Consider the following 12,884-nt stretch of genomic DNA (forward strand, 5'->3'; position numbering starts at 1 on the left):
GATTTTTACACACTGGAGGGATCATTCAATTGATCTGCCGATTAATGTTTAACTGATCGGCATTAGAGCTTTCGCTCCCTTTTTTTGTGCCATTAGTTCTTATCAGAAAGCAGTGTTTCGTAAGTAACAAAGCGGGTTTGGGTGTCACCATAGTAAAGAGTGTCATCGGCTTGAATCACAACTCTTAACCAGTTTTCATCTGAAGTAGGAGTAGGAAGAGAGATATGCCAGTGCTGTGATGAACTGTCGCTGGCAATCATATCGACTGGGGTGCCTTGCTGGTCTTGGCTTTCAACCAGTGAGAGTTTTACGCCGGTTAGTGGGAATGCGGCTTTAAGGCTTAGATCTAACCCTTGCGAGTCTATTTTCTCTGAGCGGAACTGAACCTTGAACTCGCCATTTTCCATATCACACAAGCCACTGGTGTAGCGGCAATTTGATTTACTGACCAACTTATAGCTTTCACCTTTCTTGGCCGCATGAGGCTTTTCACTTACTGCTATGTCGACACCCAAATAAGCAATGATCGCCAAAATAGGGGCAACCAAGAGCGCGACGATAAAGTGTTTGTTTTTGAACATCTCGTAATCCTTACTTCTGTCCTAGGCTTGCTTAGAAAAAGCGACTTCAATATCGGGAGATTCCACACCCAAGAGACTAATGTCGTATCTGATATAAGCTTAATTATTAGAATAAGTTAGGCTAATAGAAAAGCCCCCGAAGGGGCTTTTGTGGCTTATACCCTGCATTTTCGCTTCTGCAGCTCCAATGATGTTGGGTATAGGTTTAATTTTAGTGGTCTACCGCACCGCCAGCGCCTGCTGGGACACGTACGTGTTCAACCAAGTCTTTCACTTCTTGTGGCGTTTCTGCAGTCACTTTCGATACTGCGAATGCAACGATGAAGTTAAAGACTGCGCCGATTGCACCAAATGCGTTTGGCTCAATGCCTAGGAACCAGTTGCTACCCCAGCTTTCTAGGTATTTCCAATCAGCAATGAATAGAATGCCTTTGTGTTGGAATACGTAGAACAGAGTGATACTGATACCTGCAATCATACCTGCGATTGCGCCTTCCTTATTGATACCCTTGCTGAAGATGCCCATCATCAGAGCAGGGAAGATAGAGGAAGCGGCGAGACCAAAGGCCAGTGCTACCGTACCTGCTGCAAAGCCTGGTGGGTTGAGGCCGAGATAGCCTGCCACCGCAATCGCCACTGCCATAGATATTCGACTGGCGAGTAGCTCTTTCTTCTCGGATATATTTGGATTTATTACACCTTTGATTAAGTCATGGGATATCGCGGACGAGATAGCCAATAAGAGACCAGCCGCCGTTGATAGTGCTGCCGCTAGACCACCTGCAGCAACCAAAGCGATTACCCAGTTCGGTAGCTTAGCAATCTCAGGGTTAGCCAGTACCATGATGTCACGGTCAACTTTTAACTCGTTAGTCGCTGCGCTAGACGTGTACTGGATGTTGCCATCACCGTTCTTATCGTCGAAACCAAGTAGACCTGTTTTCTCCCAGTTCTTAAACCAAGCAGGGCGTTCATCATAAGCTAGATGCTGACCTGGCGCTGGATTAACCGTATCCATTAGGTTGAGACGAGCCATCGCTGATACCGCTGGTGCAGTAGTGTATAGGATAGCAATGAATACAAGTGCCCAACCTGCTGAAGTACGTGCATCACGAACTTTCGGTACAGTGAAGAAACGGATGATTACGTGTGGCAGACCCGCAGTACCGATCATTAGTGACATGGTGTAAACGAACATGTTTAGCGTATCGCCACGGACTTGAGTGGTGTATTCACTAAATCCGAGCTCGGTGACTACCTGGTCGAGCCTATCGAGCAGATAAACATCGGTGCCTTGTAGGGTACTACCTAGACCAATCTGAGGCAGAGGGTGACCTGTTAGTTGCAGAGAGATAAAGATTGCAGGGATAGTGTAAGCTAAAATGAGTACGCAATATTGAGCAATCTGCGTGTAGGTGATCCCTTTCATGCCGCCCATTACCGCGTACATAAATACGATACACATACCGATCAGTAGACCTGTTGAGTAGTCAACTTCTAGGAAACGACCGAACGCAACACCAACACCTTTCATCTGACCGATTACATAAGTGACCGATGCGATGATGAGACACACAACCGCTACGATACGCGCTGCGTTTGAGTAGAAACGTTCACCTACGAACTCAGGTACTGTGAACTTGCCGAACTTACGTAGGTAAGGTGCAAGTAGAAGTGCTAGAAGTACGTAACCGCCTGTCCAGCCCATAAGGAATACGGAACCGCCGTAACCCATAAAGGCAATCAGACCTGCCATAGAGATAAATGATGCTGCTGACATCCAGTCTGCTGCTGTTGCCATGCCGTTCGCGATAGGGTTTACACCACCACCTGCAACATAGAACTCTTTAGTTGATCCAGCACGTGCCCAAATCGCGATACCGATGTAAAGGATAAAGGTCGCACCAACAACGAGGTAAGTGATTGTTTTCAAATCCATCTGAGTTACTCCTTACTCATCTACGCCGAATTCACGGTCGATTTGGCGCATTTTCCACGCGTAGTAGAAAATAATACCTAGGAAGGCATAGATTGAGCCTTGTTGAGCAAACCAGAAACCAAGTTTGTACCCACCTAGTTGAAATTGATTGAGCACATCTACAAATAAGATGCCACAGCCGAATGAAACGACAAACCAGATAACCATTAGGGTTATCATCAGTTTAACGTTCTTATCCCAGTAGGCTTTGGCTTTATCCTGACTTTCAAACGCCATTGCCGTCTCCTTACGTGTTTGTTGTTAAGAAAATGTTTCAATATGTACATTAGCAAGGGTTAAGCAAGAACTCTTTTCAACTTTAGTCGGGGAGAGAAAAACAAAAAGCGCCCGTAGATAAGGCGCTTAAGGCTTAGGTGGGGTAAATTTGTGATGTTAATGGGTTGTTAAGTTAGCCTAAAGTCTAACAGTTTCATGATTACGGCAGCAGGTTTTGTTATCCAAGATAGAAATCTTTGATCCCCATCAGCAGGTTGTTGACAGCGACAGCGGCGAGAATCAGCCCCATAACACGGCTAATAATGGCGGCCCCGACATTGCCAATCCATTTTTGGATATGGGTTGCTCCAAGGAGCAGGAGCAGAGTAATAAGTAGTACCGTGAGCATTACCGCTGCGGTGATTCCCTGATCGATAACTGCGTACCTATGGTTATCCGTAAGCATTACTATCGCCATCATGGCACCGGGTGAGGCAATAGAAGGCATGGCAAGTGGGTAGACGGCCAGATCAGCTAACTCTGAGCGGCTGACACCTTCGGACAATTTGGCTTCTTGTTCAGGTTTGGCTTCACCGAAAATCATGGTTAAAGCAAACAGAAGTAATACTAAGCCGCCAGCAGCCTGAAAGGCAGGCAGAGGTATCTGCATAGCCTCTAGGAGCAGTTGTCCAGCGACGAGGAAAAATACCAGCACGCCAGTAGCAATCGCAACGGCTTTTAACGCGACCAAACGGCGTTGTTTCGCGCTGAGGTGCTGAGTTTGAGACAGATATACAGGGACTGTTCCGATAGGGTCGATAACGGCCCAAAGGACGACGAACTGAGTGATTAAGATGCTTAGCAAGAGAAGTACTCCCAGAGTTTGATGAACAGAGGGGTAAATCAGATTTTTGCCTGATATAGGGCCATATGACCCTATTCACTATTACAAAAATAATAGGTTTTGGTGTCAGGTTTTCGTGAATTAAGATTCAGATTCTAGCTGTTGGAGCAAGATTACTGCTTGAGTTCGGTTTTTTACACCTAACTTACGAAAAATTGCTGTCATATGGGCTTTAATTGTCGCCTCGGAAACATTGAGTTCGTAGGCAATTTGCTTATTTAGCAAGCCATCAGATAGCATTCCTAACACTCGGTACTGTTGAGGTGTTAAAGCGGCAATTCTCTCAGCTAAGTCATTGCAGGCAGCATTGTTGGTAATTGAGCCTTCAGGGAAGAAGGGTTCGCCATTAAGTACTTGGTTAAGCGCGCTGACAAGTTCGCGCATGTCGCTAGATTTAGGAATAAAACCAAATGCACCATGGCTTTTAACTTGGGTCACCACTGCAGATTCTTCACTGGCCGAGACCACGACAATCGGTAGGTCTGGATATTCAGCGCGTAGTTGAATCAAACCTGACATACCGTTTGCCCCTGGCATTTTTAAATCGAGTAGCAGTAGGTCGGGTTCATCTTCTTTGGCGAGTAGGGTAAGAAGCGCATCGAGTGAGTCTGCTTCTAGTAGGTTCGCTCCACTGACCGCCATATGCACAGATTGGAACAGTGCATTTCTAAATAGAGGGTGATCATCTGCGATGATTATGGTGTAAGTCGAATCCATGACGTTAACTACTTATGACGGTTTAGTTAATGGAATTATTGCACCTTTGCCGCTCTGGACAATATTTATCCGCTAAAAGTCTGAACTGTATCGGGTTTTATTAGCAAAATTGCATATCGGGGCGAGTCAACGCATATCGGCGACCTGTTAAGAGGTATTTGCTCAATTTTATTGATAGTGGCTAGGAGGATACAACAACGCCTGCTTGGGAAGCTGGCGTTGTTTATATAGCTTAAAGGTTATGGGTGTCCAAATGCTCTAAGAAGGTCGGCTCATTCATAAAACCTGTGATGCGAGCATTTGAAACTGGGGTTCCATTGGCATCCCAGAACTCGATGGTTGGTAGGCCAAGAACATTCATCTCTTTGAGTAAGGCAATGTCCTGTGGTTGATTGCGTGTTACATCGGCTTGCAACAAGACAAAATCCTTCAATCGAGACTCAACCGCTGGCTGGTGGAAGGTGTATTTTTCAAACTCTTTACATGCCACACACCAATCGGCATAAAAGTCGAGCATCACTGCCTTGCCCTCAGCTTTTGCTTGTGCAAGTTGGGTGTTCAGTTCATCCACATTGGCGATACGAGTAAACGTAATCTGACTTTGTTGTTCGCTCACAGTGCTATTGCCGAAGTAATAGTTCAAAGCAGGTTGAGCGGAAGCAAATAGTCCAAGTACAGCGACAATGCCAACAACGCTTTGTTTCCAGCCACCGAATGGTAGTGAGTTTTTTATATGGTAGAGCCAACCAAATGCGGCAACACCTAGCGCTGACCATAAACCTGTCGCCCACACTTCAGGCAAGATACGCTCAAGTAGGAAGATTGGCGCCGCAAGCAAGATGAAGCCAAACAGTGTTTTGACCCGGTCCATCCATCCGCCCGCTTTTGGCAGTAGTTTATTGCCGAATACAGCAACTAGCATCAATGGAATGCCCATCCCCATTGCTAGGGCATAGAGTGCGATCCCGCCAGTTAACAGATCTCCGCTTTGGGCTACATACAGCAGTGCGCCAGAAAGCGGGGCAGTGGTACATGGCGAGCAGACCAATCCAGAGATAGCTCCCATCGCAAACACGCCGACTGAGCTTCCACCTTGTTGTTTGTTGCTGAGGTTATTGAGCCAAGTTTGCATACCACTTGGCAGTTGCAGGTTATACAGGCCAAACATCGACAGCGAAAGTGCCACAAACAGAACACTTAAACCGATCAGAACGTACGGGTGTTGCATCGCCGCTTGGAATTGCATACCCGCAGAAGCGACCACTAGCCCAAGCAGGGTGTAGGTCAATGCCATGCCTTGGACGTAAACGAAAGAGAGACCCAATGCTCGGCGATGACTAAGCTTGCCACTGCCCAATACAATACTCGTTAGGATTGGGTACATAGGTAGCACGCATGGCGTGAACGCTAAACCAATACCTAGTGCTAAAAATAGCAGTGGGGTCCACCAGTTATCGCTCAGTTTTGCAGCAAGGTTAGACTCGCTGGAAACTGGCGTGCTGTTAGCAGTGGTGCTGGATTCGTTAGTCGTTTTTTGTGCAGGAATCACAGCGTTGGCATTTTGGAAATCGAAGCGGGTGATATCGATGATTCGCGTTTCTGGAGGGTAACAGAATCCCGCTTTAGCACAGCCTTGGTATTGAACGATCAGGCGAGCGCCTTGTTGATAATTGGACAATGGTACTTCTACAAATAGTGGTGTGGTGTAGATGTTTACATCACCGAAGAACTCATCGTGATAGGGCTCTCCGTCGCGCATTTCTATATTGCCTAAGGTGAGACTCTCTCCACTGATTGAGATACGTTGCTGATAGAGGTAGTAATCGTCTTTGACTTGCCAATCGAGGAAAATACGATTCCCTTGCTGGAAAAAGTTAAATGGGAAAGCTTGGTCTACTGGTACGAAAGTATTGCGGTTGCTAAAAATTGGAGCAGGTTCAGACTGGCCGAAAGCGACCGCAACAGGCGCAGAAACAATAGATAAACACAGCAACATTATAGAAAAAGCGAAGCGCATAGAAGAGTCACTTAAGTTAAATTTTCATCATTTTAACTCAATCAGACAGAGGAAAGGGGAAATAAGTTTCAACCAGAGAAAATTAATCTTCGTCGCTCATTGGTTCGCTGATTTCCCCTCAGGAATAGGACCTGAGGGGAAAGGTCTAGGCGACGCCAAGTCGAGTACGTACAACTCGTTCACATGCGTCTATGTTGGCGGTATCTTTGGGGATGACCAATACCGTGTCATTGCCACCGACCGTACCTAAGATCTCCGTATGTGGGTCAATATCCACCAGTCGAGCCACAAGCTGCGCGCTACCTGGGTGAGTTTTAACCACCACCATAGCTTGGTTGTGGGTGATGAACTCAATTTGCGATGAAATTGAAGATTCGACTCTCACCGGTGCGGTTTCTACGGTAATGCAATACACCTTTTTACCGCAGGCATTTTGTACTTTTACGACGCCAAGTTGAGACAGCAGTCGTGACACAGTAGATTGGCTAATACCTTCAAAGCCGATATCAACCAAAGCCTCGCGGAGCTCATTTTGAGTGCTAAAACTCTGCTGTTGCAGCAGACGTTTGCAAGCTGCAGTTAGCGTTTTGTCTTCACTATAATCGATGGTGGATGTGGTTAGAGTTTCACTCATGGGAACTCCTTAAAACATGACGTAGGGGTTTTTCGTCCATGCAACGATTGGCACTTAACTCCGTATAGATGCCACACTAGTTTGAGCGGTCACTTCTAATGGTGACTCAGCTTTAATAACAACCTAAATAAGTACCTGAACACTTACTCTTCCTGATTGCTATGAGAGATGATGCTAGGTAAGCAGGGTGAATTGCTTTTGCATAAAAACGATCTCTGTGAACATCATAATACCACCAAAGTATATGTGGCTTTGTGAGGGCGATCGCCAAATAAATAACTATACAAGCATGGGTGTAGTGGAGTGATCTACTGTGATTGAGTGGATATTTATTCCCGTGTGAGAATAAATATCCAGCTTATTTTTAGTGGTGAATTGCAGAGCTCAAAGGCAACGTGATTAGCGCGCTTCTGTCATGATTTCGCGCGAGAATACTTTTTCACAGTAGTGACATTTTAGCTGCACATTTTCTCTTTTTTGCTGAACTTTAAAGCGACTTTCAACAGGCTCGCCATGAGAAATACAGTTGCTGTTCGGACACTCAAACACACTCTCAATGCTCTCCGGAAGTACTAGGTTTAGCTTGTTAACTACCTTGTACTCTTCAATCTGATTTACAGTTGCTTTTGGTGCGTAAAGGGCAAGTTGGTTTGCTTGCTCTTTAGTTAAGTAGATGTTCTCAATCTTGATCAGATCTTTCGCACCCAGTGCAGATGATGGCAGGTTTAAACCGATCGTAATGCGTTCATTTGACTTGTGCATTTTGAACAGTTTTAGCACCTTGATGCCAATGTTTGCAGGAATATGGTCAATAACAGAACCGTTACGAATCGCTTCTACTTGTAGTTGAGTTTCTTTTACCATGATAGTTCTCCTGCGGATTAAAGAGTTTCGTTCAAAACTAGGGCTAATAGAGCTTCACGAGCGTAAACGCCGTTTTCTGCTTGCTCAAAGTAGTAAGCGTGCTTGGTCTTATCGACATCGGTCGTAATCTCATCAACACGTGGAAGTGGGTGCAGTACTTTCAGGTTGTCGCGCGCACCCTCTAGTGTTGCTGCAGTAAGGATGAAGGCTGATTTCATGTGCGCGTACTCTGACTCATCAAAACGCTCTTTTTGAACGCGAGTCATGTAAAGCACGTCGAGTTCAGGTACCACTTCTTCAATATTGTTGTGCATGCTGAACTTGATACCTGCTTCCTCCAACTCTTCGCAGATATAGTCAGGCATGGCCAACGCATCAGGTGCGATAAAGAAGAAACGCACGTTGTCAAACTTAGCCAACGCTTGAGTCAGTGAGTGCACAGTGCGGCCATACTTAAGGTCACCGACGAAGGCAACGTTTAGGTTGTCGAGCGTGCCTTGCGTCTCGTAGATAGAGAACAGGTCAAGCAGCGTTTGAGTTGGGTGCTGGTTCGCACCATCACCGCCGTTAACGATTGGTACGCCGTTAGAAAACTCAGAAGCTAAACGTGCTGCCCCTTCTTGTGGGTGGCGCATTACGAACGCATCCACGTATGACGCAATCACTTGTACCGAGTCCGCTAGTGTTTCACCTTTCTTCGCTAGTGAAGTGTTACCGCCATTATCGAAACCAATCACGCTGCCGCCTAAGCGTTCTACCGCTGTTTCAAATGACAGTCGAGTACGAGTCGAAGGTTCAAAGAAGCAGCTCGCCACAACCTTGTTTTTCAGTAGCTCAGGGTTTGGCTCCGCTTTTAAGCGTGCAGCAGTGTCAACGATAAGCTCTAGCTCGCTGCGGCTGAGCTCAGGGATAGAGATGATGTGCTTGTTAAATAACGAATGCGCCATAGCAGTATTTCCTCGTCTCGTGGATGACAGACAAAAAAAAGCCCCCTAACAATAGGAGGCGGATATTGGATAGATGGAGACAAAAAATAGAACAGCGAACGTCCCCGATTCAGGGCGTGTTTTGTAACAACGTTGGGTTGTTAATTGCTGGTTCATTGATGCTCTCCTAGACAAATTGCGGAGGATTATACGGACAAAATTTCGTGACGCAAGCGTTTGCGTAAACTATCCAGAAATTGGATTTTTATGCGAAATAGCCCGGTTTTGGGTGGTTTTTCGCAGCCATTGGTAGAACTTGCTTGAAGGAGGTTTGTGACGATGTTGGACAAAAAGTGGATGAAAAAAAATGCGGGCTTTATTCAGCGTACTGAACTCCACCCGCATTTCCCTGCAAATTAATACTCTTCATATTTGAAGCTCTAGCTGCGTTAACTTCATTTCCTCCCTGGAATGCCAGCCCAGCCCAATCACTTAGCGGACTAAGCTCATGGAGAGTCGGAAATTTGTTGCTTTGCTACAGCTCCGACTATTTTGAGTATTAGAGTTTGTTATTAGTGATATTAGTCGCCTAGTGTCGCAACCATTACTGCTTTGATGGTGTGCATACGGTTTTCTGCTTCGTCGAAGACGATAGAGTGCTTAGATTCAACAACTTCATCTGTCACTTCTACGCCATCTTTTAGTTGTGGGTATTCTGCTGCTAGTTGCTTACCAACTGTGGTATCTTCACCGTGGAATGCAGGTAGACAGTGCATGAATTTCACATCTGGGTTGCCAGTCGCTTTTAGCATTTCCATGTTTACTTGGTAAGGCATCATTAGGTTGATACGCTCAGCCCACGCTTCTTTTGCTTCTCCCATAGATACCCAAACGTCAGTGTATAGGTAATCACAACCTTGAATGCCTTCTTGAACGTCTTCAGTTAGAGTGATCTTCGCACCTGTCTCTTCAGCGATTTCGCGACAAGTCGCTACTAGCTCTTCTTCTGGCCAGAATGCTTTTGGAGCCACTAGGCGGATGTCCATGCCCATTTTCGCCGCACCAACCATTAGCGAGTTACCCATGTTGTTGCGAGCGTCGCCTAGGTAAGCAAACTTCATTTCATGTAGCTGTTTGCCACGGCCGTGTTCCATCATAGTTAGGAAGTCAGCTAGGATTTGAGTTGGGTGGAACTCGTCGGTCAGGCCGTTCCATACTGGAACACCCGCGTAAGCGCCTAGCTCTTCAACGATTTCTTGACCAAAGCCACGGTACTCGATGCCATCGTACATGCGGCCAAGAACGCGTGCTGTATCTTTCATTGACTCTTTGTGACCGATTTGAGAGCCCGATGGGCCTAAGTAAGAAACTTGAGCGCCTTGGTCAAATGCTGCAACTTCGAATGCACAACGAGTACGAGTAGAAGTTTTCTCGAAAATTAGGGCAATGTTTTTGCCTTTTAGACGAGGTTGCTCATAGCCGTTGTATTTCGCTTTTTTAAGCTCCGCAGAAAGATCCAACATGTGTTGAATTTCGCGTGGAGTAAAGTCTAGTAGTTTTAGGAAGTTACGGTTACGTAGGTTAAAAGCCATGATGTTTTCCTTCTTTGTTTTGATTGCACTCTCTTGATTGCAGGGTAAAGGAGTAAGAAAGTGCATAAATTCAGTAATATTGGTCTAACTAATTGTGTTGTTCTTTAAAAAGGAGCGAGACATGAAAGCAATAAGTTCAACGAGGGTCTGCTGTTCAATGAATCGCTCCCGTTGTGGAGCAAAATTCTGCTTAGCCTTTAGTAATGTTGGTGCCAGCTGTGCCTTGAAGAATACGTAAGCCATCTTCTAGCGAGCCGATACCCACAACTTTGCCACCTTGTTTGATGAACTCGCACGATGCTTCAATCTTCGGCCCCATAGAACCTGCATCGAATTCGTATTTAGCCAGTTCACTTGGCGTCGTTGCGCGCAGAGCGTGTTGGGTTGGTTTGCCCCAATCTAGGTAAACTGCATCAGCGTCAGTTAGGATAAGCAGTGCGTCTGCATCTAGCTGTTTCGCTAAGAACGCTGCTGACATATCTTTATCGATTACCGCTTCAACACCGGTTAACTTGCCGTTTTCACGTTTCACCGGAATACCGCCACCACCAGTACAGATAACTAAGTGGCCTTCATCGATGAGCTTAGTGATCGCTTCGTGCTCAATGATGCCTGTTGGTTGAGGGCTAGGAACGACGCGGCGGAAGTGTTTGCCGTCTGGCTTGATTGTCCAGCGGTACTTCTCAGCTAGTTCACGAGCTTCAGCTTCTTCGTAAATCGGGCCAATTGGCTTAGTTGGGTCAGCAAATGCTGGGTCATTTGGATCAACGGTCATTTGCGTTAGCATGCACGTCGAGTTGATATCTGGCATTTGGTTTTTGAACTCTTGCATCAGCATGTAGCCGATCATGCCTTGAGTCTCGCTGCCTAGTACGTCTAGTGGGTATGGTGCTACCTTTTTGTACTCTAGGCCCTGTAGTGCAAGTAGGCCGACTTGTGGGCCGTTGCCGTGAACAAGAACAACGTTGTACTCTTGCGCGATTTGAGAAATTGTTTTAACTGCAATTTCAATGTTTTGGCGCTGAACTTCAGCTTCTAATGGCTCGCCACGACGAAGTAGAGCGTTACCACCTAGTGCTACAACTACTGTTTGTTTAGTCATTGCTTAAATCTCTCTGCAGGGGGCAGGAGCAACTGGCTCCTGCCAAATAACACTTACTTAGATACCGTCACGCTCGATTGGGCAGCTCATGCAGCGAGCACCGCCACGACCACGGCCTAGCTCATCACCTGGGATAGGTAGAACAGTGATGCCTGCTTTGTCGTATTTCTCGTTGGTGTAAGTGTTGCCTTCGTAACCAACAACTACGCCAGGTTTAACAGTTAGAACATTGTTCGCGTCGTTCCACTGCTCACGCTCTGCGTGGAAGTTGTCGCCACCTGTTGTGATTAGGTTTAGCTTGTCTACGCCTAGTGCTTTTTCGATAGCAGTAACGAAGTAGCCTTCTTCTTTCACATTTACAGCGCCAGACTCATCACCTGTTAGGCTCCAGCACTTCACATCTTTACGAACCACTTCTGGGTAAACAGAGAAGGTATCTTCGTCCATGTGAGTCATTACTGTGTCTAAGTGCATGCAAGAGCGGTGCTTAGGAAGCTCCATTGCGATGATTTGTTTCGCTTGACCGTGTTTGAATAGACCAGAAGCTAGGTGTTCAACACCTTGAGCAGTCGTACGCTCAGACATACCGATAAGAACTGTGCCACGGCCAATAACAAGCACGTCACCGCCTTCGATTGTTGAGTTGTCGTAGTTGATGTTTTCGTCATCGCCAAAGTACTTAATGAAGTCTTGGCCTGCGAAAGTTGGGTGCCAGCGGTAGATAGCACGAACATGGTTAGTTTCACGTTGACGAGCAGGCTTAGCCATTGGGTTGATTGATACGCCACCGTATACCCAGCAAGACGTGTCACGAGTAAATAGGTGGTTTGGTAGTGGTTCAATGATGAAGTCAGTTGGAGCGTGAAGGCCCTGCATCATTGAAGATGATTTCATTGGCATTTCAGCGTAAGAAAGACCACCAGTCAGAATCTTAGCAAGCTCTAGGTTTGGTAGATCACCTAGGTAGCAGCGAACGTCGTTAGCGAATGTTTTGCCAAGGCGGTATTCAGATACTTGGTGGCTCAGTAGCCACTCTTTCGCTTCTGGGACAGCAAGTGTATCTGCCAATAGGTCAGTTAGAAGTAGAACTTCAACGCCTTGGTCACGTAATGTTTGAGTGAATACGTCGTGCTCTTTACCAGCACGCTCAACCGCCAATACGTCATCAAATAGCAGATCGTGACAGTTAGAAGGTGTTAGGTGAGTCAGAGCTCGTCTTGGACGGTGAACCAGAACGCGACGTAATTGACCGATTTCAGAACCTACGTATAACTTACTCATGATCGTATCTCTCTTATATTTAAATTAGTTTTAATTTTTATAAAACTAATATTTATGTGTAGGGAAAAGAAG

12 protein-coding genes are annotated in these 12,884 nt (G+C 46.1%); all 12 read right to left on the minus strand.

Annotation, left to right across the window (positions count from 1 at the left end; all coding sequences use genetic code 11):
* Window positions 1-92 precede the first annotated feature (92 nt).
* The gene (locus QTO00_RS05800) at window positions 93-581 is read right to left on the minus strand and encodes a hypothetical protein (protein ID WP_038209012.1); all 489 of its coding nucleotides are present in this window, start codon (window positions 579-581) and stop codon (window positions 93-95) included.
* 211 nt (window positions 582-792) lie between these two features.
* The gene (locus QTO00_RS05805; RefSeq protein WP_038209015.1) at window positions 793-2,520 is read right to left on the minus strand and encodes a sodium:solute symporter family protein; all 1,728 of its coding nucleotides are present in this window, start codon (window positions 2,518-2,520) and stop codon (window positions 793-795) included.
* Between the two features lie 12 nt (window positions 2,521-2,532).
* A complete protein-coding gene (locus tag QTO00_RS05810) occupies window positions 2,533-2,796 on the minus strand; it encodes a DUF4212 domain-containing protein (RefSeq protein ID WP_248329647.1) in 264 nt (87 codons plus the stop codon).
* Between the two features lie 217 nt (window positions 2,797-3,013).
* Window positions 3,014-3,640 (minus strand): MarC family protein, encoded by a 627-nt coding sequence (locus QTO00_RS05815; RefSeq protein ID WP_331423595.1) that lies wholly within the window; start codon window positions 3,638-3,640, stop codon window positions 3,014-3,016.
* 120 nt (window positions 3,641-3,760) lie between these two features.
* Window positions 3,761-4,396: a response regulator gene (locus tag QTO00_RS05820; protein ID WP_038209020.1), complete on the minus strand. Its 636-nt coding sequence runs from the start codon at window positions 4,394-4,396 to the stop codon at window positions 3,761-3,763.
* 232 nt (window positions 4,397-4,628) lie between these two features.
* Window positions 4,629-6,413, minus strand: coding sequence for a protein-disulfide reductase DsbD (locus QTO00_RS05825; RefSeq protein ID WP_331423598.1), 1,785 nt, complete (start codon window positions 6,411-6,413; stop codon window positions 4,629-4,631).
* Window positions 6,414-6,558: 145 nt separating this feature from the next.
* On the minus strand, window positions 6,559-7,047 hold the full coding sequence (locus tag QTO00_RS05830) for an arginine repressor (protein WP_038209022.1): 489 nt from the start codon (window positions 7,045-7,047) through the stop codon (window positions 6,559-6,561).
* A 399-nt stretch (window positions 7,048-7,446) separates the two neighbouring features.
* Complete coding sequence (pyrI, locus tag QTO00_RS05835) at window positions 7,447-7,911, minus strand: aspartate carbamoyltransferase regulatory subunit (RefSeq protein WP_038209024.1); 465 nt, start codon at window positions 7,909-7,911, stop codon at window positions 7,447-7,449.
* A 17-nt stretch (window positions 7,912-7,928) separates the two neighbouring features.
* Entirely contained in the window at window positions 7,929-8,858 is a 930-nt protein-coding gene (pyrB, locus tag QTO00_RS05840; RefSeq protein WP_331423600.1) for an aspartate carbamoyltransferase, read from the minus strand.
* A gap of 560 nt (window positions 8,859-9,418) precedes the next feature.
* Window positions 9,419-10,429 (minus strand): ornithine carbamoyltransferase, encoded by a 1,011-nt coding sequence (locus tag QTO00_RS05845; protein ID WP_331423601.1) that lies wholly within the window; start codon window positions 10,427-10,429, stop codon window positions 9,419-9,421.
* Window positions 10,430-10,619: 190 nt separating this feature from the next.
* Window positions 10,620-11,531, minus strand: a complete 912-nt coding sequence (gene arcC, locus QTO00_RS05850) for a carbamate kinase (RefSeq protein WP_331423602.1) — start codon at window positions 11,529-11,531, stop codon at window positions 10,620-10,622.
* A gap of 57 nt (window positions 11,532-11,588) precedes the next feature.
* A complete protein-coding gene (gene arcA, locus QTO00_RS05855) occupies window positions 11,589-12,812 on the minus strand; it encodes an arginine deiminase (RefSeq protein ID WP_038209037.1) in 1,224 nt (407 codons plus the stop codon).
* Window positions 12,813-12,884 lie beyond the last annotated feature (72 nt).

The sequence above is a fragment of the Vibrio sp. M260118 genome (assembly GCF_036533755.1).
Classification (GTDB): domain Bacteria; phylum Pseudomonadota; class Gammaproteobacteria; order Enterobacterales; family Vibrionaceae; genus Vibrio.

What these genes read in the sequence shown, in the direction of transcription:
- QTO00_RS05810 (WP_248329647.1), bottom strand. Translation starts at nt 2,796, where the DNA reads ATGGCGTTTGAAAGTCAGGATAAAGCCAAAGCCTACTGGGATAAGAAC.
- pyrB (WP_331423600.1), bottom strand. Translation starts at nt 8,858, where the DNA reads ATGGCGCATTCGTTATTTAACAAGCACATCATCTCTATCCCTGAGCTC.
- QTO00_RS05830 (WP_038209022.1), bottom strand. Translation starts at nt 7,047, where the DNA reads ATGAGTGAAACTCTAACCACATCCACCATCGATTATAGTGAAGACAAA.
- QTO00_RS05845 (WP_331423601.1), bottom strand. Translation starts at nt 10,429, where the DNA reads ATGGCTTTTAACCTACGTAACCGTAACTTCCTAAAACTACTAGACTTT.
- QTO00_RS05800 (WP_038209012.1), bottom strand. Translation starts at nt 581, where the DNA reads ATGTTCAAAAACAAACACTTTATCGTCGCGCTCTTGGTTGCCCCTATT.
- arcA (WP_038209037.1), bottom strand. Translation starts at nt 12,812, where the DNA reads ATGAGTAAGTTATACGTAGGTTCTGAAATCGGTCAATTACGTCGCGTT.
- QTO00_RS05805 (WP_038209015.1), bottom strand. Translation starts at nt 2,520, where the DNA reads ATGGATTTGAAAACAATCACTTACCTCGTTGTTGGTGCGACCTTTATC.
- arcC (WP_331423602.1), bottom strand. Translation starts at nt 11,531, where the DNA reads ATGACTAAACAAACAGTAGTTGTAGCACTAGGTGGTAACGCTCTACTT.
- QTO00_RS05825 (WP_331423598.1), bottom strand. Translation starts at nt 6,413, where the DNA reads ATGCGCTTCGCTTTTTCTATAATGTTGCTGTGTTTATCTATTGTTTCT.
- pyrI (WP_038209024.1), bottom strand. Translation starts at nt 7,911, where the DNA reads ATGGTAAAAGAAACTCAACTACAAGTAGAAGCGATTCGTAACGGTTCT.
- QTO00_RS05820 (WP_038209020.1), bottom strand. Translation starts at nt 4,396, where the DNA reads ATGGATTCGACTTACACCATAATCATCGCAGATGATCACCCTCTATTT.